The organism is Neobacillus sp. YX16 (assembly GCF_030123505.1).
Taxonomy (GTDB): domain Bacteria; phylum Bacillota; class Bacilli; order Bacillales; family Cytobacillaceae; genus Neobacillus.
Genome location: NZ_CP126115.1, coordinates 2,458,712 through 2,480,871, shown reverse-complemented (window position 1 = coordinate 2,480,871; position 22,160 = coordinate 2,458,712). Strand labels below are relative to the sequence as shown.

Annotated in this window: 19 protein-coding genes; all 19 read right to left on the bottom strand. The window is 38.1% G+C overall.

Going from position 1 to position 22,160, the window contains the following annotated elements; genetic code table 11:
* Positions 1–42 precede the first annotated feature (42 nt).
* The gene (locus tag QNH48_RS11825) at positions 43–1,077 is read right to left on the bottom strand and encodes a zinc-dependent alcohol dehydrogenase (protein ID WP_283955069.1); all 1,035 of its coding nucleotides are present in this window, start codon (positions 1,075–1,077) and stop codon (positions 43–45) included.
* Positions 1,078–1,203: 126 nt separating this feature from the next.
* Positions 1,204–2,664 carry an NAD-dependent succinate-semialdehyde dehydrogenase gene (locus QNH48_RS11820; RefSeq protein WP_283955068.1) on the bottom strand — a complete coding sequence of 487 codons (1,461 nt, stop codon included), beginning with the start codon at positions 2,662–2,664 and terminating at the stop codon, positions 1,204–1,206.
* A 40-nt stretch (positions 2,665–2,704) separates the two neighbouring features.
* The gene (locus tag QNH48_RS11815) at positions 2,705–3,475 is read right to left on the bottom strand and encodes an acetoin reductase (protein WP_283955067.1); all 771 of its coding nucleotides are present in this window, start codon (positions 3,473–3,475) and stop codon (positions 2,705–2,707) included.
* Between the two features lie 24 nt (positions 3,476–3,499).
* A complete protein-coding gene (nfsA, locus tag QNH48_RS11810; protein WP_283955066.1) occupies positions 3,500–4,255 on the bottom strand; it encodes an oxygen-insensitive NADPH nitroreductase in 756 nt (251 codons plus the stop codon).
* Positions 4,256–4,272: 17 nt separating this feature from the next.
* Entirely contained in the window at positions 4,273–5,277 is a 1,005-nt protein-coding gene (locus QNH48_RS11805) for a zinc-dependent alcohol dehydrogenase (protein ID WP_283955065.1), read from the bottom strand.
* Between the two features lie 8 nt (positions 5,278–5,285).
* Positions 5,286–5,990 (bottom strand): ABC transporter ATP-binding protein, encoded by a 705-nt coding sequence (locus tag QNH48_RS11800; protein WP_283955064.1) that lies wholly within the window; start codon positions 5,988–5,990, stop codon positions 5,286–5,288.
* A complete protein-coding gene (locus QNH48_RS11795; RefSeq protein ID WP_283955063.1) occupies positions 5,983–6,705 on the bottom strand; it encodes an ABC transporter ATP-binding protein in 723 nt (240 codons plus the stop codon). The genes QNH48_RS11800 and QNH48_RS11795 overlap by 8 nt, the downstream gene beginning before the upstream one ends.
* Positions 6,686–7,693 carry a branched-chain amino acid ABC transporter permease gene (locus tag QNH48_RS11790; RefSeq protein WP_283955062.1) on the bottom strand — a complete coding sequence of 336 codons (1,008 nt, stop codon included), beginning with the start codon at positions 7,691–7,693 and terminating at the stop codon, positions 6,686–6,688. The genes QNH48_RS11795 and QNH48_RS11790 overlap by 20 nt, the downstream gene beginning before the upstream one ends.
* A 3-nt stretch (positions 7,694–7,696) precedes the next feature.
* Positions 7,697–8,575, bottom strand: a complete 879-nt coding sequence (locus QNH48_RS11785) for a branched-chain amino acid ABC transporter permease (protein ID WP_283955061.1) — start codon at positions 8,573–8,575, stop codon at positions 7,697–7,699.
* Between the two features lie 70 nt (positions 8,576–8,645).
* Positions 8,646–9,869 (bottom strand): ABC transporter substrate-binding protein, encoded by a 1,224-nt coding sequence (locus QNH48_RS11780; RefSeq protein ID WP_283955060.1) that lies wholly within the window; start codon positions 9,867–9,869, stop codon positions 8,646–8,648.
* 24 nt (positions 9,870–9,893) lie between these two features.
* Positions 9,894–10,652, bottom strand: coding sequence for an SDR family NAD(P)-dependent oxidoreductase (locus QNH48_RS11775; RefSeq protein ID WP_283955059.1), 759 nt, complete (start codon positions 10,650–10,652; stop codon positions 9,894–9,896).
* A complete protein-coding gene (locus QNH48_RS11770; RefSeq protein WP_283955058.1) occupies positions 10,639–11,811 on the bottom strand; it encodes an iron-containing alcohol dehydrogenase in 1,173 nt (390 codons plus the stop codon). The genes QNH48_RS11775 and QNH48_RS11770 overlap by 14 nt, the downstream gene beginning before the upstream one ends.
* 456 nt (positions 11,812–12,267) lie before the next feature.
* Complete coding sequence (locus tag QNH48_RS11765) at positions 12,268–13,080, bottom strand: SDR family NAD(P)-dependent oxidoreductase (protein ID WP_283955057.1); 813 nt, start codon at positions 13,078–13,080, stop codon at positions 12,268–12,270.
* Positions 13,081–13,122: 42 nt separating this feature from the next.
* A complete protein-coding gene (locus QNH48_RS11760) occupies positions 13,123–14,835 on the bottom strand; it encodes a thiamine pyrophosphate-binding protein (protein WP_283955056.1) in 1,713 nt (570 codons plus the stop codon).
* Positions 14,836–14,981: 146 nt separating this feature from the next.
* Positions 14,982–16,223, bottom strand: coding sequence for an ABC transporter substrate-binding protein (locus QNH48_RS11755; RefSeq protein WP_283955055.1), 1,242 nt, complete (start codon positions 16,221–16,223; stop codon positions 14,982–14,984).
* Positions 16,224–16,238: 15 nt separating this feature from the next.
* Positions 16,239–17,375: an acyl-CoA dehydrogenase family protein gene (locus tag QNH48_RS11750; RefSeq protein WP_283955054.1), complete on the bottom strand. Its 1,137-nt coding sequence runs from the start codon at positions 17,373–17,375 to the stop codon at positions 16,239–16,241.
* Positions 17,376–17,690: 315 nt separating this feature from the next.
* A complete protein-coding gene (locus tag QNH48_RS11745; protein WP_283955053.1) occupies positions 17,691–19,052 on the bottom strand; it encodes a sigma-54 interaction domain-containing protein in 1,362 nt (453 codons plus the stop codon).
* 405 nt (positions 19,053–19,457) lie between these two features.
* Positions 19,458–20,951, bottom strand: coding sequence for a class I adenylate-forming enzyme family protein (locus QNH48_RS11740; protein WP_283955052.1), 1,494 nt, complete (start codon positions 20,949–20,951; stop codon positions 19,458–19,460).
* 23 nt (positions 20,952–20,974) lie between these two features.
* The gene (locus QNH48_RS11735; RefSeq protein WP_283955051.1) at positions 20,975–22,156 is read right to left on the bottom strand and encodes a thiolase family protein; all 1,182 of its coding nucleotides are present in this window, start codon (positions 22,154–22,156) and stop codon (positions 20,975–20,977) included.
* Positions 22,157–22,160 lie beyond the last annotated feature (4 nt).

Genomic DNA, 22,160 nt, shown 5'->3' with positions numbered 1-22,160 from the left:
CCTTTTTTGATAGAGAATAGTTTTACGATACATACTTCGGTTCTAATAATCATAATACATGAGGATCTTTCCAGTTTCCTTTGAGTTAAACATTTCAAATGCCCTGTTCCATTCACTTAGTGGGACTACGTGTGTAATGATGGGTCTTAGATTTAGACTATTTGTTGTTAATATTCGCTGAACCTTATCCCATGTCTTCATTGAATGTGCATAGGATCCGAAGAATTTAATTTGTTTATATAAAATGGAGTCTATATCCATCTCAACTTCACTGCCAATAATCCCTACTTGGATATATTTACCTAGTTTTTTTAATGATATTAAACATGTATTAACTGCAGATGGTGCACCTGAGCATTCAATAGCAGCATCTACTCCCTGGCAATCTGTTTTTTCCCTAATAACCTCTTCTAAATTCTCTGTGAATACGTCAACTACAACCTTTGCACCTAACTCTGTTGCGATCTTCAGTCTTTTTACATCCTGGCTTGTTCCCGTAACAATGACATTACATCCCTTTGCAACTAATAGGCTTAGACAGAGTAACCCAATCGGACCAGGACCAGATAATAGTACCCATTCCCCTGCGTGGAATTCAGTAAGTTCTTCTACTGCTTGAACTGCGCATGCAAGTGGCTCTGCAAGGGCAGCTTCCTGCATGGAAAGAGTTGGGGGAATTTTGTAAACCATCTCCTCGTTTACAATTACATATTCTGTAAAGCTGCCATGTACTCCACTTCCAATGCTCCTGCGTTCTTTACAGAACATATACATTCCCTGCTTACAATACGTACATTTTTTGCACGTCCATGCAACAGACGGTAAGACCATCACTCTGTCCCCTGGGTGAATATGTTTCACATTCTTGCCTGATTCAACGACCTCTCCTGAAAATTCATGTCCAATGACAACAGGAGGGTAATTTTCATAGCTATCATGATAAATGTGCATATCTGTTCCACAAATACCCGTGTAATGCACTTTTATTTTGATTCCTGTTTCATCACAAATTGGCTCAGGAATATCTAGTAACTCTAGGTTACCGAATCCAGATTTGGTCTTCATCAATGCCTTCAAACCAATACCCCCTACAAGAAAATTCAAGCTCCTAGCTAAAGTCAATCCACTTATATAGATGGGCTAAGTTCGGAGCTGAATTCTCCATCAAAATTAATCGTAATCTATAAATCTTTCAATAAATTTTTATAAGCTTAGAGAAATAAATTTCTCCTCTAAATAGTCTCTAATTCCTTGGTGTCCACCTTCACGACCATAGCCACTTTGATTCATACCACCGAATGGAGCTTGTGCAGTACCCGGCAGACCATCATTTAATCCAATGACACCAAAGTTTAATGACTCTGAAACTCTAACTGCACGTGAGATATTTGATGTGTATAAGTAAGCAGCTAAACCATAAATCGTATCATTCGCTTCCTTGATTACTTCCTCCTCTGAATGGAAGGTTGTAATCGGAGCAACAGGTCCAAAAGTTTCTTCATTCATGATTAGCATATCTTTTGTCACATTTCCTAATACTGTAGGCTCATAGAAGCAGCCCTCTTCTCCAAGCGCCTTACCTCCATGTAAAACAACGGCTCCTTTTGCCACTGCATCACTTACGTGTTCTTCAACCTTTTTCACGCCTTCTTTATTAACTAAAGGACCAATTTGAGTAGTTTCGTCAATGCTGTTTCCAACTTTTAAGCTCTTCACTTTATCAACTAAGATATTTGTAAATTCCTCACGAACATTTTCGTGAACATAAATTCGATTTGCACAAACACAGGTTTGACCAGCATTTCTAAATTTACTTGCTAATGCACCTTCTGCTGCTTTCTCAAGATCAGCATCTTCAAAAACGATAAATGGTGCGTGTCCACCAAGCTCAAGTGCCAGTTTCTTTAATTGAGGAGCAGATTTTTCTACAAGTGTTTTTCCAACCTCTGTCGATCCTGTGAAGGAAATCTTTTTAACAATCGGATTTTCAAATATTTCATCAGAAATTTCACGTGTTGCGCCCGCTACAATGTTGACAACACCATTTGGAATACCTGCTTTTTCCACAAGTTTTGCAAACGCTAATGCAGAAAGTGGTGATTGACTTGCTGGTTTAACTACTCCTGTACAGCCTGCAGCTAATGCTGGACCAAGCTTTCTTGTCATCATCGCTAATGGGAAATTCCATGGTGTAATCGCAGCAATTACGCCAACTGGCTGCTTGATGACTGTTAATCTCTTATTTGGAACAGATGCCGGGATTGTTTCTCCATAAATTCGGCGAGCTTCCTCTGCATACCAAGTTAAAAAGCTTGCTGCATATTTAACTTCTCCACGTGCTTCAGTAAATGCCTTACCCATTTCCGTACTCATAATCGCTGCAAGCTCTTCTTCATGCTCGAACATTAAGTCACGAAGCTTTAATAAGTATTCGGCTCTTTCATAAGCTGAAAGCTTTGACCATGATTGGAATGCTTGGCTTGCTGCTTCAATTGCATCTTTTGCTTCCACTTTTCCCCCTCGTGGAATTTTAGTAACAACTTCACCTGTAGAAGGGTTTGTTAATGTAAAATAAGAATTTGAAGCGGCTGTAACCCATTCACCATTTACAAATAATCGAACATCCTCAAAATCTAGTAATGTAAATTCTTTGACTTTTTCCATGCTATATTCCTCCTTTTAATACGATTATTTATTACTCTATTTATGAAAATACCATTCCACCATCAATGACGATCGCTTGACCTGTCATATAGTTTGAGTCCTCTGAGGCCAGGTAAGAGACACAGTTTGCGACATCCTCTGGTTGTTCCAATCTGCCTAAAGGAATACCTTCTATTTTCTTCTTCAATGTTTCACCAATTGGAACATTTAATAATTCACTCATCCTAAGGTCTATTTCCTCCCACATCGACGTTCCTACAATTCCAGGACAATAGGCATTTACTGTAATCCCATGTGGTGCAAGCTCCCTTGAAGCCGATTGAGTTAACCCAATCACTCCATGTTTTGTGGCAGCATAGTGGCCAAGTAATTCAACACCCCTTTTTCCTGATGTACTACTAGCATTGATAATCTTGCCACTTTTTTGAGGAATCATATGCTTTGCTGCAGCTTGTATACAATACAGTGTTCCAAATACATTAATACGAAAAATCCTTTCCATATCCGATTCTGAAATCTCGAGTATCGGCTTCACCTGTACGATTCCAGCGTTAGCGACCATTACATCGATTCCACCAAAATCTTTCACTACTTGGTCTACCATCGCAAAGACTTGATCACGATTACTTATATCAGCTTGAATGGCTACACTTTTTTGACCTAGAGTATCTATTTCCTGTGATACTATTTTAATAGCATCTTTATTCACGTCATTAACCGCCACATGAAAGCCATCACGAGCTAAGCGTAATGCAACGGCACGACCAATTCCTCCACCAGCACCAGTAACTAAAGCTACCTTATTCCTCATTTCAATCACCACACATTCCTCACATTATTCTAGGTCAAAACATTTATCCTTAAGGTAGGATTTCATATGTAGTCTGCGTTTATCGGATAAGAATGCACTCATTGTATCTGACCAGTCTTGTTCCTTATTATTTGTAAGACGATGCTTATAGTAGTCCAACATGGTTTGATCATATTCAGGTATGAGCTCCTCGTATTTTTCAATGTCATACGAATTTTCATGTAGGATTGCTTCAACTGGGAGTCTTGGTTTTACAAGCTGTTCCTCATCTGGTACACCTACAGTCATTCCGAACAGTGGAAATGTTTTATCAGGTAAATCGACAATCTTACCAATCTCTTCAGGGTTATTTCTTACTCCACCGATAAAGCAAATCCCATAGCCTTGGGATTCTGCTGCGATAACAAAGTTTTGCGCAAACAATGCAGTATCCACAACACCTACGATGAAGTTTTCTGTTGTCTGTTGTTGGATGCTTGTATCTCTTTGTGCACAAGCTATTTCTAAGCGTTTCATATCCACACAGAACAGTAGTAAAACAGGTGCTGAATTGATCTGTGGTTGATTTCTAGAAAGCTCACCAATTTTTCTTTTTTTCTCTTCATCACTGACCAGAACAACGGAATAGGCTTGAACAAAATTGGATGAAGCCGCATGCTGTGCAGAACCTAAAATATCCTTTAACACTTCGATTGGAATTTGTTCCTTTTTATATTTACGAATGGACGTATGACTTCGTAATAGATTGAGAGTGTCTGGTAATTTATGATTAAATGTCAATAGTTTTTACCTCCTTTTCAGCCTTGAACGTGAAGCACAGATTTAAGAAGATCCTTTTTCAAACTAGCTTGAAAAGCTAAATCAACCTCGGATAAAGGATAGTATGAAATAATCGAATCTAGTTCTGATTTGTTTTCCGCTAAGGCCTCAAAGGCTGCCTCATAGTCTACTGGATCACATCCGTAGCTTGTAATAATTGGCCACTCATTTCGAACGAGTTCAGTTAAAAACAAATTCACGGTTTGCTCATATAAAGCTACAAAGATTCCTTTTCCACCCTTTTTCAGTTGACGAAAGCCCCCTTGAACCGCTTTACTAGATCCAGAGCATTCAAACAAATAGTCAACCTTTTGATGTAATTGCTCTTGGTCTACAATATTTGTTGTCATACCGAAGTTTTCAGCCTTTGATAAACGTTTTTCATAATCTTGTTTTAGTCCAGATAGGATAACTTTAGCGCCTTTTTTTACTAATAAAAGTCCTACAAAAAATCCAATGATACCTGGTCCCTGAACTAATACGATATGGTCTTTACTGATTTCAGGGGCCTTCTTTACAGCATGAACAGCAATTGCCATTGGTTCTGCTAATGCTGCAATACTATTTGGCAGATTAGGAGGAATCGGCCTAACAAATGTTGACTTTGTTTTTACAAACTGGGCCATCCCACCATTAAAATGTAAACCTATCACCCTATTATTTTCACAAATTGAATATCGTCCAGATTTACAATTCTCACAGTCTCCACAATAATGCATCGACTCGACAATGACATTTTTACCTACTAACGTTTCATCATCTTTTTCGAAGGTCTCTATTACGGTTCCTGAAAATTCGTGGCCGAGAATGAGAGGCATATTTACAAATTCATAGCCTTTACTATGTGTATACGCATGTAAATCACTTCCACAGACACCACAATAATCTACTTTTATAAGAACCTCACCACTTTGGAGGGTGGGTATTGGTTCTTCTCTAACATCAAACTCTCTTTCATTACTTGTTTTGATGGCTGCTAGCATGGAAACACCTACATTCCTAAATAAGCTTTCTTTAGATGTGGATCATCTAATAACTTTTCTGCATTCCCTGAAAGAGCTAATCTACCATTCTCTAAAACATAAGCTTCCTTTGAAATGGCTAATGATTGTTTTACATTTTGTTCAACAAGTAAGATAGTTAGCCCTGTTTTATTAATATCGACCAACGCTCTTAAAAGCTTTTGGACAAGGATTGGAGCCAACCCTAACGATAGCTCATCTATAATAAGTAATTTCGGACTTGCCATTAACCCCCTTGCGATCGCACACATTTGCTGCTGCCCACCACTCATATCTCCAGCAAATTGCTTTTTCCGTTCTTCAAGGATTGGGAATAAATCATAGACCATTTTCATGTTCTTTTTGAAGTCCTTTCTAGCTCTTTTAGAATAGGCTCCTAATTCGAGGTTTTCCTGAATGGTCATATAATTGAATAATTTTCTTCCCTCTGGTACCTGGATAATTCCTTCTTCGACGATTTCATGTGGACTCATCTTGTGAATCTCTTTACCAAGGAACGTTATTTGACCGCTTGTTATCTTTTCTAAACCAGAAATCGCATTAATTGTGCTGGACTTTCCTGCAGCATTTGCACCTAAAAGGGCTGCGATTTCGCCTTCTTTAATTTCCAAAGAAAGATCCCATAATGCCTGAATTTCACCGTAAAATAGATTAATATTTTCCAATTTAAGCATGAGACACTTCCTCCCCAAAATATGCTTTAATTACCTCTTCATTATTTGTAATTTCCTTTGGGGTACCTTCAGCAATTTTTTCACCATGATGGATAACAATAATACGATCACAAAGGCTCATAATAACTTCCATAATATGTTCGATGATAATGATCGTAATTCCACTGTCCTTAATGGATTTAATAACTGGAATGATTTCCTGAACCTCTGTAGGATTCAAACCAGCCATTACCTCATCAAGTAATAATAGTTTGGGCTTTGTAGCCAATGCTTTTGCTACTTCTAATCTCTTCTTGTCAGCAATCGTAAGACTTTTCCCAACATAATCCTTCTTATTATCTAAGCCAACTTTTTCTAATATCTCTAAGGCAATCTTTCTTGCCTCTTTCGTACTTGTTGTAGAATTAAAGGCACCAACCATTACATTTTCTAAAACCGTAATTCCACCAAATGGTTTAACCACCTGATATGTTCTACCTATACCTTTTTTACAGATTACAAAAGGCTTTTTATTCGTAATGTTTTCACCAGCGAATGAAACCGTCCCAGATGTTACAGGAAAGGAACCAGAAATTAAATTAAACAAGGTCGTCTTCCCAGCTCCATTCGGTCCAATAATCCCGAGAATTTCATCTTTATTTACATCAAAGCTGACATCATTAACAGCTTTTAAGCCACCAAATTGTTTGGCAACATTATTTACTTGAAGAATCAATATCTGTCCCTCCCTTAACATCTAGCAGTTTCTTAGATTTAAATTTTGCCGGAATTTTCTTTAGAAGTGGTAATAATCCATTTGGCATAAAGGACACGATTAGGATAAGAGCTATACCGTATATGAAATAGTTCATCCCACTTAGTTCAGGGAAGGAAGAACGCATGATTTCATTTAGCGGAACAATGATTACAGCTCCTAGTACCGGACCAAAGATTGTACCCATGCCTCCAACAATCGTAATCAATGCAATCTCAATTGAGAAGTTCAGGTTAAACACCGAATCTGGTTCAAAGAAGAGCATAAACTGTGCATATAGTACACCTGCAATCCCAGTTAGCCCTGCACTCATGATCATTGCAATCATTTTGTACTTTGTAACATTAATTCCTAGTGTCGCTGCACTATCTTCATTTTCACGAATCGCCTTCAAATAATAACCAATTCTTGTTCGATCTACATAGTAAACGATAGCAAGAGCAAACAAGAATAAAACAAGTGCAAAATAATAGTAAGAGCTATATTCACGGAAAATTAAATTTGCAACCCCTGGTTCAAATCGAATGTTTACACCCATCGAACCATTCGTAAGATCTCTCCAGTATAAAGCGATATGTCTCACAACCTCTGCAAATGCAATTGTAGCAAGTGAGAAATATGTCCCTCGTAAACGGAATGTTGGCCACCCTATAAAAATCCCAACTAAAATTGAAATTGCTGCTGCAATAAATAAGCCAATCCATGGAGATAATCCATAATTTAAATATAGTAATGTTGACGTATAGGCACCAAGACCGAAAAAGATTGTATGACCTAAGGATAATTGACCTGCATATCCTCCAAGAATATTCCATGCACTAGCAATCGTAGCAAACATTAAGATTAAAATTAACGTATTTAAATGAAATTTACTTTCTACGAATAATGGTATAACTAAAGCAACGATGATTAATCCAATCAGAAACTTATTAGATTTAATGATATTCATATTTTACCCTACCTCCTCTGCACCCTTACCTAGGCCAAATATGCCAGAAGGACGGAATAACAGTACTAGAATAAATATTGCGAAATATACAGCTTCTTTTAATCCTGTTTCCAAAAGCACACCAGAAAGTGCTTCTACTAATCCGATAATGAGACCACCAAAGAATGCACCGAACATAGATCCCATTCCACCTAATACGACGACAACAAACGCGATAAGAACGAAGGAGGTTCCTAGCGTAGGATAAACTGAATAGATAGGTGTCAGCATGGAACCAGCTAATCCTACAAGTCCAATACCAATACCGAACGCAAGAAGGTAGATTTTTTTCACATTAATTCCCATTAAGTGTGCGGCTTGACGTTGCATAGATACGGCACGTACTGCTTTTCCAACCATAGTTTTTTGAAGGAAAAGATATAAAAGAGCAGCTACAGAAATAGCAACGATGAAGGAGATTAGCCTTGGAATACTAATCGCAAGCTCGCCGATACTTATAACAGATGATTGGTAGCTTGTGCGTACTGACATATGGTTTGCTCCCATTGTCATTAATGCAAGGTTTTGAAGTGCAATGGATAATCCTAATGTTACAAAGATTTTTGTCGTATCAGGTGTATCCAATATTGGCTGAATTAAAAATCTTTGGGTAATCAAACCTAATATGAATAGACAAGCAATAACGAGAATTCCTGAAACATATGGATCCAAGCCCATCGTCGAATAGAAAACAAAGCTCAAATACATCGCGATCATTAAAAATTCACCATGTGCAAAGTTAACGATTCTGACAACTCCAAGTATTAAATTTAATCCCATACTGATTAAGGAGTAAATTCCTCCTAATAATAATCCTGAAATAAGGGTTTGCAATATCGTCATTAAATTCACCTCGAAATCTATGATTTTCAAGAAGAGAATTTCTTCTCTTCTTAAATTAGAGGAAATATGCTTATTTATTGAATTGTGGTTCTTCAACTGATACATTTTCTGGCCATACAGTTAATAATTCATCATCAATCCATTGATGTAGGTAAGGTGAACCTTTTTGGTTTTGACCATCCTTAGGATCGAATTCTACTCCCCAACCAGTTGCAGTTGTTCCTTCTTCAGCTTTATATTTTAAAGCTTCTTCCTTTAATTTGTCTGGATTTACTTCTCCTACTTCAGATAGAACATCAAGAACAACCTTCATACCCATATAGTTTGTTAATGAGTGACCTGAACGTGGATCAGAACCATATTTTTCCTTATACATTTCTAAGAATTCGTCCATTCCAGGTGTAGATTCACGATTGATGCTATATTGCGGGAAGTCAATATTAAATAATCCATCTGCAAGATTACCAACTGCATCCTGGAAGTCTTTCATTGTGTGACCTCCACCATTTCCGATAAATACTGGCACTTTAAATCCTAGTTCTTCACTTTGTCTTGCTAAAAGTATTGCATCATTTAAGTACGATACTGCGATAACTACATCTGGGTTTGCATTTTTTAGATTTAAAATAACAGAGCTTAAATCATTTGTACTTGAGCTATAACCTTCAGTTGTAACAATTTCAATTCCTTCAGAGTCTGCTAACTTTTTAGCTTCTTCTGCAATCGTTGTTCCGTAAGTTGAATCCTCATGTGCAATTGCTACTTTAATATCACCAAGATCTTTTCCTAGCTTTTCAGTTACAACTTCTTTAATGAAATCAATATTTACTTTCGAAAAGTAAGAAGCTGGTGGGTTTGTACGTAATACATATTTATATTGACGGTCTGTTACAGAGTCAGAAACCGCGCCAAGCTCCCAATATAGAGCTCCATTTCTTTCTGTTACTTCACTTGCTGCAAATGAGATTGAACTTGAATATGACCCTACAATTGCTTTAATATTTTCCTGGTTTACTAGACGGTTTGCCTCAGCTTGACCTGCGTCAGCGTCTGGAGCATCACCTTTAACAAGCTCAATCTCTTTCCCATTTACCCCACCATTTTTATTAAACTCTTCAACGGCTAGCTCGACTCCACGAAAGCTTTCCTCACCTAGTAATGCTAAGTCCCCAGTTAATGGGAATAATGCTCCGATTTTTAATGAGTCTGATGACTCTCCACTTGACTCATTTGAACCACATGCCGATAACAATAATAAAAATGCAACGAGTAAAAGTGATAAATATTTTTTCATTTATAGCCTTCCTTCCAATATTTTTTAAGAGATTAACCAACCGCCATCAACGTAAATCGTTTGACCGGTAATATAATTTGAAGCATCAGAAGCTAAAAACACAGCAGCTCCTTGTAGCTCTTCAACCTCTCCTGTTCTTCTTAACGGAATTCTTGATTTCATCCATTCCACTTTTTCTTTATTTTCAAAAACCACCTTCGTCATTTCTGTTTTGAAATAACCTGGACCAATTGCATTTGTAAAAATTCCGTCCTCAGCGAAATCAACTGCTAAAGCTTTTGTTAACTGAGCTACTGCACCTTTACTTGTACCATATGCTGGCATATTCGGCAGACCAATTTCGCTTGTTAAGGATGCAATATTTATGATTTTTCCATATTTTTGTTTTTGCATATATGGAATAACTGCTTGAGAAGCATAAACAACACTTTTCACATTGACATCCATAACAAAATCCCAATCTTCTTCAGTAATATCTAAGAAGGAAACTCTCTTATTGGTTCCAGCACCATTTACAAGAATATCAATCTTCCCTTCACTTTCTACGATTTCCTTTACAAAGCTTGCAATGGCAGCTTTATCTCTTATATCGACCGCTTTGTAATACGCTTTTCTTGATAGGTTGGTGATTTCTTCGGCAACCCCAATTAATTCGTTTTCCGTTCTACTCGTTACCGCTACATTGGCACCTGCCTCTGCTAAAGCAAGAGCGATTGATTTACCTATTCCTCTTCCACCACCCGTTACGAGTGCAGTTTTACCTGTTAAATCAAAGAGCTTCAACAAACACACCACCTATCGACTTTTTATAAAGCTCAACAACATCCTCATAGGATGTTTTTCTTGGGTTTACTGCTATATTTCCACTTAACATTGCATCTCTTGTCATACGATCAATTTGACTTCCATCAACCTTGTATTGTGAAAAATCAGTTGGAATATTAATATCTTTGGAAAGCTTTTTAACAGCTTCAACGGCCGCATATGCTTTTTCCATAAGGGTAAGACCTTCCAAATTTTCTCCCATATCTTCGGCTATATCACTGAAAAGTTCCGGAACAGCTAATGCATTAAATTCCATTACATGTGGGATTAAGATTGAATTCGCTATTCCATGCGGTACACCATAGATTGCACTCACGGGATGACTTAATGCATGACAATTTCCTAATCTAGTATTATTAAAGGCTAGTCCTGCAAGCAGACTTCCCATCATCATATTGTCTCTCGCAACGATGTTGTCCCCGCTAAAAACAGCTTGTCTAAGGTTCGCACTGATTTTACGGATTGCTTCTCTTGCAAGCGCCTTAGAAATTGGGTTTGCCATTTTCGAAGTATAGGATTCAAGTGCATGGACAAGTGCGTCTAGTCCTGTAGCAGCCGTAATATGAGCTGGCAGGGAAATCGTAACAGCTGGGTCAACCAACGCATACTTTGGTGCTAATCGAACCCCACCGACTGTAAGCTTATATTGACGTTCTTCATCAGTGATAACTGTGAAATTTGTTACCTCACTAGCAGTACCAGCTGTTGTTGGTATCGCTACAAGTGGTAAAAGGTCATTTGCAAATGTATCGATGCCTTCATAACCGACAATCGACCCTTCATTCGTAGCAAGGAGACATACTGCTTTTGCTACATCAATTGAGCTTCCACCACCCATTACTACGACTACATCTGCTTGCACTTCACGTAACAGCTTCAATGCATCGTTACAATTTGTTACAGTTGGATTTGGTTTTGTATCATCGAAAATCCCATAATTGATATTATCTAGTTGTCTAGTAAGCTGGTCGATTAATCCGGTTTTCATAATTCCAGCATCTGTGATGATTAGAACATTTTTAAATCCTTCTCGGTCCAGTATGTCTCGTAATTGTTTAGTTGCCCCTATACCGTATGTAATTTGGGTAGGGTTTTTAAAAAATCCTAATTGATTCATCTTAAGTCCCCCTTATAGAAAGTTGTTCTCTCTTGCTTACCCAATTTTTCTACTAAAAAGAAAATTCCGGAATGTAATCGTATACATTTTAGTTTGATTATAAAGAACTGTTATACCTCGATGTTGATTTCCACTGCATGCACTCTATTTCCGCTGCCGGTCCGGGAGCCTACTCGTCGCTTGCGATCCTGCTTGGTCTTTTCCCGCAAGAGTCCCGTGTATTTCGCTCCAATCATCAAAGTACAAATTCACCAGTTCCCTTTATCAAATCTTTTTAGTCAAAAAATTGACATTTCAATAAATATACTTGCAAGTACCGTGCCAAAATAAAAATTTAAAAAATTTAGTATTTTCGCTAGAGTTTATTAATTTTATGAATTATTGGATTATTTGTAAATTTATTTTAGTGTATAGAAAAGACACACTTTTTATAAAAGTGTGTCTTTTCTCCCCATTTCAAATATTCCCTCCCCGAATACAACCTCCACCAACATCTAGTACTGTACCTGTTACATAATCTGATAAGTTTGTAGTTAAAAATTCGATTGCGTTTGCACAATCCTCTGGCGTGCCAATTCGTTTTAATGCAATGTTTTTTATAATGTTAGCTATTCCCATTCGCTCAAAGTCACCCATTAACCTGCCAGTCCCAATATATCCAGGGGCTATACAATTCACATTGATTCCAAATTGACCGAGATCCTGAGCTAGATATTTGGTGTACATGATGATTCCGGCTTTAGCAGAACCATAGTGAGCATAAGACCCATCTGGTGTTGCCTGGATCCCTGCTTGTGAAGAGACAGTTACAATCTTTCCATAACGATTCTTTTTCATCATTGGTACTACAGCCGTTACAGAGTTAACAGTCCCATATAGATTTCGTTCAACAACTTGTTTAAACATCTCTAAATTCATTGAAGAAGCAATACTATCTCCTAATCCTCCAGCACCACCACCAGCATTAGCAACGAGAATATCAATATCTCCAAGCTCAGAGGCTATTTTGGATACAGCTTCACTCACTTGATCAAAGTCAGTAACATCTGCTTCAGCTCCAGCCGAGTGCGTCCCCTTGCATTGTAGTTCTTCGATAATCGAGTTTGCCGTCATCGCTTTGGCTTCCGCATCAAATTGTTTAAAGGATTGAAGGTCGAGATCGATAATCCCAACATTTGCACCTAATTCTGCTAATCTATGAGCATATGCTCTTCCAATTCCTCGTGCTCCACCTGTTATTAATGCTGTTTTATTTGTTAATTTCCCCATAAATTCTCACATCCTTGGAATCAGGTACAAGTTAAAGCTCATTTACATATATTTTACTGGTTGCTTATTATTTTTTCCTATTGCTTCTCTAAATCCAATCACTGGTGTTTCCCATAACGCAGTATCAACATGAATAATAGAAGAAAGTGGTGATTTTTTTGCATCCTGTAAAGCTTCTGTTAATTCCCTTTGGTTCCTCGCGCGTAATCCATTAAGTCCAAAGCCTGCTGAAATCTTTGAGAAGTCAATGGAAGGAAGATCAAAATATTCCTTTTGATAGTTAAGTTTATTTAACCATTCCATCCATCCCCAATTTCGATTATCAAGCACAATAATAGTCACCTTTAATCCGTAGACTTGTAGTGTTGCGAGCTCTCCAACGGTATATCCGAAACCTCCATCACCTGCAATTAGGTAAACCTCTCCATCCTTAACAGCAGCTGCTGCTCCAATTGCAGCAGGTAGACCAAAGCCTAATCCAGCCAAACCTCTTGGAGTGATTACCTTTCTGCCAGCGGTTTTATGCTTATAATAGGTTCCACCCCAGCCACTTGAGAAGCTAGCATCACACACAAGAACATCCTCTGGGTTTGAAATAGAATTAAGAGCTGCAAGAACTTGTTGAGGCTTTAGGAGCTTACCCTCAGATCGAAGCTCATCCGACACGAAATCCTCCCACTCCTTTTTAGCAGCACGAATCCATTCAAGTCGGTCAGGGTATTCCTGCTTATCTGAATCATTATTTAGTTGAAGAAGCATTTCTTGAATGGTCTGCTTCACATCTCCGACTAAACCAACCTCTGCTTTAAATACTCGCCCAATTTCAGCTTCATCTATATCTAGATGGATAACAACTTGTTTCGGGGAAGGAATTGTCCATGTAAATGTAGAATTTTGACCAGATTTAAAGCCAATTAAAAAAACAGCATCAGCTTCCTCTGCTAATTTCTTTCCAGATAGTGTGCCCAGTCCACCTGTAAGACCAATCGCTAGTGGATGATCATCCGCAATGACACCACGCCCTGTAAACGTTTGTAGAACTGGAATGGATAAGCTTTCTGCTAACTCAGTAATTTCCACTTCTGCTTTTGATATCATCGCACCACCACCAACAAACAGGATTGGTTTCTTCGCAGCCTTCAAGATTTTGATTGCTTTTTCAATTTGAGAACGATCTGCACAAGGACGGAGACGAGGATATGTACCTAAATCTGAAGGAATATCTGATTCTTTCCCATCCCATTTCTGCTTAAAAATATCTTCATGGACAGACAGAACTGTTGGACCTGGTCTTCCCGATACAGATTTTAAAAAGGCATTTCGAACCATGTCCGGAAGTGCAGCTGCACTTGGAACTCTTGCAGCCCATTTTGTAAAAGGCTTAACCATCTCAAGCTGGTCAAATCCTTGTGATGCATTACCATGGTCACGTAAATGCTCCCAATCTGATGGAATATCGCTAAATAATGCAAATAATGGTGTAGATGAATTGTATGCTTCACCTAAGCCTGCAGTAAATTCTGCAGCTCCTGGACCAACAGTTGCATCACAGACACCAACCTTGTTCGTTAAGCGTGAGTAAGCTACTGCAGCATATGCAGCACTTTTCTCAGCACGCAGCGAAATATGCTTGATTTTCCCATTACTCTCTCTAATTGCATCGTAATAAGGAAGAGTTTGTCCTCCTGGTAGACCAAAAACAGTCTCCACCTTCATCTTTGTTAATAAATCAACTAAATGATGACCTAAATGCATATTAAATTCCTCCAAAAAAATTATTTTAAACCTATCAACAGAATACCCATGCAATTTTTATGCCAAAATTAAGGCATCTTTATTTAACAACTCCATATACAAATCAAGAAAGAGAAAATATCCCTTTCCTGATTCATAAGTTATTTTTATTCAAAGCTAGGCGCTTCTACAGCTACGTCCTCTGGCCAAACTGTAATTAACTCACCATCAACCCATTGGTGAAGATATGGTTCTCCCAGCATGTTTTGGCCAGTAGTTGAATCAAAATCCACTCCCCAACCAGTAGCAGTTGTACGTGGATCAACTTTATACTTTAAGGCTGCATCTCTTAATTTCTCTGGGTCTATTTCCCCAACTTCGCCAATGATATCCGCAACAACCTTCATACCCATATAGTTTGCAAGCGAGTGTCCAGAGCGTGGCTCATGTCCATACTTTTCTTTATAGGCTTCAATAAATTCATCCATCCCTGGAGTGAACTCACGATTGATTTGATATTGCGGAAAGTCAATATTGAAAATACCATTAGCTAAATCACCTACTGCATCTCTGAAATCAGTCATCGTATGACCTCCGCCATTACCAAGTAAGACAGGGACATCAAAACCAAGTTCTTCACTTTGTCTAGCAAGTAATACTGCATCATTTAAGTATCCTACAGCAATTAATACATCTGGTTTAGCATCCTTTAGGTTTAACACTACAGAGCTTAAATCATTCGTCCCTGAGCTATAGCCTTGTGTAGTGACAATATTAATTTTTTCTTTACCAGCAAGCTTTTTCGCTTCTTCAGCAATTGTTGTACCATAGGAAGAATCCTCATGTACAATCGCAACACGTAAATCTCCTACATTTTTTCCTAATTCCTTAGCCACGACATCCTTAATAAAGTTAATATTTACAACTGAAAAGAAGGATGCAGGTGGATTAATACGCAGCACATTTTTATACTCACGGTCTGTGACATTATCTGCTACTGCACCTAACTCCCAATAGAGAGCACCATTTCGCTCTGCTACCTCTGTAGCTGCAAAAGAAATTCCACTAGAGAAAGATCCCACAATTGTTTTTACGTCTTCTTGGTTAATCAAGCGGTTAGCTTCACTTTGTGCAGCATCTGGATCCCCAGCATCTGCTTTTACAAGCTTAATTTTCTTACCTTCCACACCACCAGCATTATTGATTTCTTCAACGGCTAATTCTACTCCACGGAAGCTTTCTTCACCTAGTAATGCTAAATCACCAGTTAATGGAAATAACGCTCCTATTTCATAGGTGTCGCTTCCTTTTCCATTGTCACCACTGTTTGCCTCATCTGAGTTACATGCTGATAACACGATTAAACAGATGACCATTAATAATGAGAATACGTTTTTAAAATTTTTCATATATTAATCCCCCTTTTAATCTTGATTTATTAGTTGGTTCGCAATGATAATGCGTTGAATTTGATTTGTTCCTTCGTAGATTTGTGTGATTTTGGCATCACGCATCATTCGTTCAACAGGATAGTCCTTGATATAGCCATAACCACCTAACAACTGGACTGCATTGGTTGTGACTTCCATGGCTGTATCTGAAGCAAAGCATTTTGCCATTGAAGATTGGGCAATCACGTTTGGACTGTTTTGATCAATTAACGAAGCAGCTTTCCAAACTAGCAATCTAGAAGCTTCTATCCTCATTGCCATATCCGCCAGCATGGCTTGAACCATTTGGAATTGATGCAATGGACGATTGAATTGCTTTCTTTCCTTTACATAATTTAAGCAATATTCATAGGCACCACGTGCAATCCCTGTTGCTTGAGCACCCACAACTGGTCTTGTTTCATTAAATACATTCATTAAAACTTTAAAGCCATGTCCTTCCTCGCCAATCATGTTTTCCTTTGGAACCACAACATTTTCTAGGAAAATTTCTCTTGTGACAGATCCACGGATGCCCATCTTATCTTCTTTTTTCCCAAAGGTTAATCCAGATGTACCCTTTTCTACTACAAATAGCGAAATTCCCCTCGTTCTTTCCTCTGATGTTCTTGTAACAAACACATAGATTTCAGATTCACCAGCATTGGTGATAAACACCTTATGCCCGTTTAAAATATATGAATCTCCTGATTTCACTGCTGTTGTCTTTAAACTAGAAACGTCAGAACCAGCTCCAGGCTCAGTAATCCCAAAAGAACCTAGTACCTGCCCGGTCGCGAGTGGTGTTACATATTTTCTCTTCTGTGCTTCTGTCCCTGCAATAAGAAATGGTGCGATTGTTAAAGCCTGAGTTGATAGGGTAACAGATGTTGAGGCACATACAGCAGCAATCTCTTCAACCACTGCAACATGACTGACCATATCCGAACCAACACCGCCATACTCCTCAGGAACATGTACACCAAAGAGACCATTTTCACCCATGATCCGTACATTCTCCCAAGACAGGTGACCACCCTCATCCACATCTTTCGCAGAAAGAGCAATTTTTTCTTTTGCAATCCGTTTAGCAACCATTTGGATCATTTCCTGTTGTTCTGTTAATAACACAATCTTCCCCCCTTAGGTCTTTTCATAAATAATAAAGCGTTTTCATTTTCTTGTTTATGGCACTGTTTATAAGAGCCTTGTTAGTAAAAAAATATGAGACCTGTGAATCAATAAAAATATGTATTGCTTCACCCTCCTATATTTTTTATCTACACTTTTATATCTTGCAATTACCATGCCAAAAAACCCAATACGATATGTAAAGGGTTTTTTGATGGTTCGTCTTATTCATGGTGTTGATATGCACCAAAATTGTTGCAAAATCGCACCAAGTTTTCTTTTTATTATGAAAATGGTGAATTTTTGTACCTTTTTCTACATCCCATATTTCTTCATTTTTCGAACGAGAGTCGAATGGTCTACATCTAAATGTTTTGCTGCTTCTCTGATGGATTTATATTTAGATAGTGCAAACCTGATCATCTTAATTTCCGTATTTTCACGCAGCTGTTTTAATGGAATCACTTCTTTTGTAGGCTGATCCGGAATGTCCTTAGAAAATTCTCTTGGAAGCGAGCTTGATGTAATCAAATCATCCTCTGTTAATATTACTAAATGTTCAATTGTATTCTCAAGCTGCCTTACATTTCCTGGCCAATGATAATTTACAAGCATTTGTTCCACCTGCTTAGAAGGTAACTTCTTTTTTGAATACTTATTATTAAACTTACTTAAAAAATATTGAATTAATAGGATAATATCTTCTTTTCTCTCTTTTAATGGTGGTATATGAATCGGAATAACATTTAAACGATAATATAAATCCTCTCTAAATTTCCCTTCTATCACAAGATTCTCGAGGTCACGATTTGTTGCCGCTAAAAAACGAACATCTAATTGAATCGCTTTTGTACCACCAACTCTCATAATCTCTTTTGTTTGTATTACTCTTAAAAGCTTTGCTTGAAGATGCAAAGGCATTTCCCCGATTTCATCCAATAGAATGGTACCACCATTTGCAGCTTCTAATAAACCTGGCTTTGTTACCATTGCACCAGTAAAGGCACCTTTTTCATAGCCAAAAAGCTCAGATTCGATTAATGCTTCTGGAATGGCAGCACAGTTAATTTGGATATAAGGATGATCCTTACGGTTACTATTTTTATGAATGTTCTTCGAAACAACTTCTTTCCCAACTCCTGATTCTCCCATGATAAGGACAATGGCATCTGTATTGGCTACCTTACGAACCCTATCCTTTAGGGCTCTCATCTTATAGGAATTCCCGATCCAATCCTCTGTTTGTAAAAATTGAGAGCGGAGCTGCTGCAGTTCAGTATAATTGATATCTATATATTTATGATGTTCTTTATGTAATTGATTGAGCATAGTCAGATTTTGATAATTTGCAATATAACAGATTACTCTTCCGTTCTTGTCATAGACCGGTTTACTAGTGATAAACACTTCTCTTCCTGTACTTAGCATTTGGGAGATGGTTAATGGATCCTTTGATAATATTTTCATAGATTGACTAATAATGAGACCATTTTCTTCCATTTCCTTCGGTGTTTTTCCGATAATTTCTTCATTTTTAAAGCCTGAAATCTTTTCAACTGCTTGATTGGCATACAAAATTCTACCATCAATATCAGACAATAATAAACCTTCATATGATTGGTCAACCGCTTCCAATAATGTATCAAGCTCTACCGGTTTTATTTTGACAATATCCATCCTCTACACTCCCCTAGTGCAATCGCTATCTAACTTTCGGAATAATGATAATATTTAGTATAACACATAGAAGTGGATAATGAAGGGCTTAGATGATAACAAAGTGCAAGGCACCCGCTTATCGGCGACAAGCATAAGACTAGCTCTGACAGAAGACGCTTTTTGCCTTACGAAGGGATTGGTAGACCTGAGATCCAATGAAGCCTCGAAAAAAACAAAGCTTTTTTCTGCTAAGATTATTCTCTTAGAAGATTTCCTTAGTAAAGCTAAACACAAAATTTAACTTCAACCTTTTTACGCTTTTTTTTGACAAAATAAATAGGGATGTCCTTTTAAGCGCCTTGCACCACTCACACGAGGTGTTTAGCTCTTTTGACTCACTCGGACATCCCTTATATTCTATTATTAATGCTGATAAATTTCTCGCAGCTTTGTTTTTAGTATTTTACCTGTAGCTGTTTTCGGTAATTCTTTAACGATTTCTATTTTTTCTGGAACCTTATAGTTTGCCAAGTATTCTCTACAATATTCCTTGAGCTCATCTGCAATATATCCCAAGCTTTCATCCTTTATTGTTACGACGGCCTTTACCAATTCTCCTTTATCAGCATCTGGATATCCAATCACCGCTGCTTCTAGTACTGCAGGATGCTGATATAAAACCTCTTCAATCTCTCTAGGATACACATTGAAACCTGATCGAATAATCATATCCTTTTTCCGATCGACGATATAAATGTAGCCCTCGTGATCTTTTTTTGCGATATCACCAGTTCGAAACCATCCGTCTACAAAAGCAGCTTCATTTTCCTCTGGTCGGTTCCAATATCCCTTCATGACATTTGATCCTTTTACTAGCAATTCTCCAGGTTTTCCAGTTTTAACTTCTTCGAAGAGTTCATTGACAATTTTCACTTCAACGTCTTTAATCGGTAGACCTACACTTCGTAGTTTTTTTATTCCATATGGCGGATTAACAGTAACAACAGGAGAGGTTTCCGTTAATCCGTAGCCTTCAACAATTTTGAAACCAAAGGTTTCATACCATTTATTAAAAATCTCTGCTGGCAGAGGACTTGCACCTGTATAGGCATTTCGTACTTTTATATGGTATTCTGAAATATTTGGATCATTTAAGATATACGTGTACATCGTGGGTGGGCCGAAAAAGAACGTAATTTCTTCCTTCTCCATTGTCAGAAGTGTATTTTCACTTGATTTCCAGCGAGGTAATAGGTAGCTGTAACCCCCACTATAGATCATTGTATTTAAGCAATTGCTTTGGGCTGCTGAATGAAATAACGGTGCGACGATTAAGGTTTTATCCTTGTTTGTCATTCCAAAGGCTTCCGCAAAGGTCTTGGCATTATGATATAAATTATCATGAGTTAGGACAGCACCCTTTGGTGTACCTGTCGTACCAGATGTATAAATGATGGTACATTCCTCGACCATTTCATACTCAATATATACGGGTACTCCTCCTTGTAAGAAATCATGAAAGGAATGTGAATACTCCTCAACTAGTAAATATTTTGGATATTCTTGCATGGTTACTTGTAATAGTTTCTTGTACACATCCGAATTGGTAACGATATACTTTGGAAGACTATCATTGATAATCACACCATACTCTCTAGGTGTAAAGGAAGGATTAATAGGAACTGATATAGCCCCTACTCGCATACATGCATAATACGAAAGAATAAACTCTGGGCAGTTAGGTAGAATAATAGCAATTCGGTCTCCCTTTTCTATACCATTCCTACGAAATTGATTGGCCAGTCTTTGAACCTTTCCATCCAATTCCTTGTACGTATAAGAGTTAGCCTCCCAACCAACGGCTAACTGTTCTGGAATTGTTCTAGCGTGCTCCCGCAATGCGGCATCTAAGTTCATTCTTTCTCTCCCCTTTAATTCTTCTATGCATTTACATTTTCAATAATGACTGAAATCCCTTGTCCCCCACCAATACATAGGCTAGCTAATCCATAACGCTTGTTCCTTCTTTTTAATTCATAGGCAAGTGTTAGTAATAATCGGGCTCCACTTGCACCTACTGGGTGACCTAGCGCGATTGCTCCACCATTGACATTTAATTTTTCAAGATCAATTCCTAGTTCCCTTTGGACACTTAGTACTTGAACAGCAAAAGCCTCATTCACTTCTATCACATCAATATCCTTCATCTTAAGGTTCGCTCGTTTTAATGCCTGAAGCGTAGAAGGAACGGGACCAATCCCCATAATGGTTGGATCTACACCCGCAATTCCCCAGGAGACAATCCTTGCTAATGGTGTCACGTTATGCGTTTCAATTAATTTGTCATCGCCTAATACTAACGCACTTGCCCCATCATTAATTCCACTCGATGTGGCAGCAGTTACAGTTCCATCCTTTTTAAAGGATGGGCGCAGCCTACGTAGCTTTTCAACCGTCACATCAGATTTTGGATGCTCATCCTCCGCAAGTATTATATTTCCATTCGCATCCCTAACGGCTGCCGATTCTTCTGCAAATATCCCTTTTTCCTTTGCGATTTGTGTACGGCTTTGACTAAGTATGGCAAAATCCTCTTGCTCCTCACGTGATATCCCATATTTTTCAGCTAAATTTTCTGCTGTAATACCCATTCCTAACCCACAATGCTGATCTGTCAAGGTTGATAATAGCATATCTTCGAAATGCGGTACTCCCATTTTGATGTTATTAAATCGAATATCTCTCACTACATGTGGGCTCATTGACATATTTTCAGAGCCTCCTGCAATGGCACCACTCGCCTCATCTAGTAGGATTGCTTGGGCGGCATTTACTACTGCTTGAAGACCTGATCCACAAAGACGGTTCACGGTAAGCGCTGGAGATGTTTCGGGAATGCCTGCTCCTAATGAAATATGACGTGCCAAAAAGGAAGAATTAGAGCTTGTATGGATCACATTTCCGAAAAAGGTTTGTTCAATATCTTCTTTCGGTATATTGCTTCTTCTTACTGCTTCCTCTGTTGCAATGACACCTAACCTTGTCACATCAACATTCTTTAAGCTCCCACCGAATGCTCCAAACGGCGTTCTTGCACCTTCAATTACGTACACATTTTTCATATGT

Excerpts from the sequence above, each read along its gene's own strand:
- QNH48_RS11820 (WP_283955068.1), bottom strand. The coding sequence starts at position 2,664 with ATGGAAAAAGTCAAAGAATTTACATTACTAGATTTTGAGGATGTTCGA.
- QNH48_RS11815 (WP_283955067.1), bottom strand. The coding sequence starts at position 3,475 with ATGAGGAATAAGGTAGCTTTAGTTACTGGTGCTGGTGGAGGAATTGGT.
- QNH48_RS11805 (WP_283955065.1), bottom strand. The coding sequence starts at position 5,277 with ATGCTAGCAGCCATCAAAACAAGTAATGAAAGAGAGTTTGATGTTAGA.
- QNH48_RS11800 (WP_283955064.1), bottom strand. The coding sequence starts at position 5,990 with ATGCTTAAATTGGAAAATATTAATCTATTTTACGGTGAAATTCAGGCA.
- QNH48_RS11790 (WP_283955062.1), bottom strand. The coding sequence starts at position 7,693 with ATGAATATCATTAAATCTAATAAGTTTCTGATTGGATTAATCATCGTT.
- QNH48_RS11785 (WP_283955061.1), bottom strand. The coding sequence starts at position 8,575 with ATGACGATATTGCAAACCCTTATTTCAGGATTATTATTAGGAGGAATT.
- QNH48_RS11780 (WP_283955060.1), bottom strand. The coding sequence starts at position 9,869 with ATGAAAAAATATTTATCACTTTTACTCGTTGCATTTTTATTATTGTTA.
- QNH48_RS11770 (WP_283955058.1), bottom strand. The coding sequence starts at position 11,811 with ATGAATCAATTAGGATTTTTTAAAAACCCTACCCAAATTACATACGGT.
- QNH48_RS11765 (WP_283955057.1), bottom strand. The coding sequence starts at position 13,080 with ATGGGGAAATTAACAAATAAAACAGCATTAATAACAGGTGGAGCACGA.
- QNH48_RS11760 (WP_283955056.1), bottom strand. The coding sequence starts at position 14,835 with ATGCATTTAGGTCATCATTTAGTTGATTTATTAACAAAGATGAAGGTG.
- QNH48_RS11755 (WP_283955055.1), bottom strand. The coding sequence starts at position 16,223 with ATGAAAAATTTTAAAAACGTATTCTCATTATTAATGGTCATCTGTTTA.
- QNH48_RS11745 (WP_283955053.1), bottom strand. The coding sequence starts at position 19,052 with ATGGATATTGTCAAAATAAAACCGGTAGAGCTTGATACATTATTGGAA.
- QNH48_RS11740 (WP_283955052.1), bottom strand. The coding sequence starts at position 20,951 with ATGAACTTAGATGCCGCATTGCGGGAGCACGCTAGAACAATTCCAGAA.
- QNH48_RS11735 (WP_283955051.1), bottom strand. The coding sequence starts at position 22,156 with ATGAAAAATGTGTACGTAATTGAAGGTGCAAGAACGCCGTTTGGAGCA.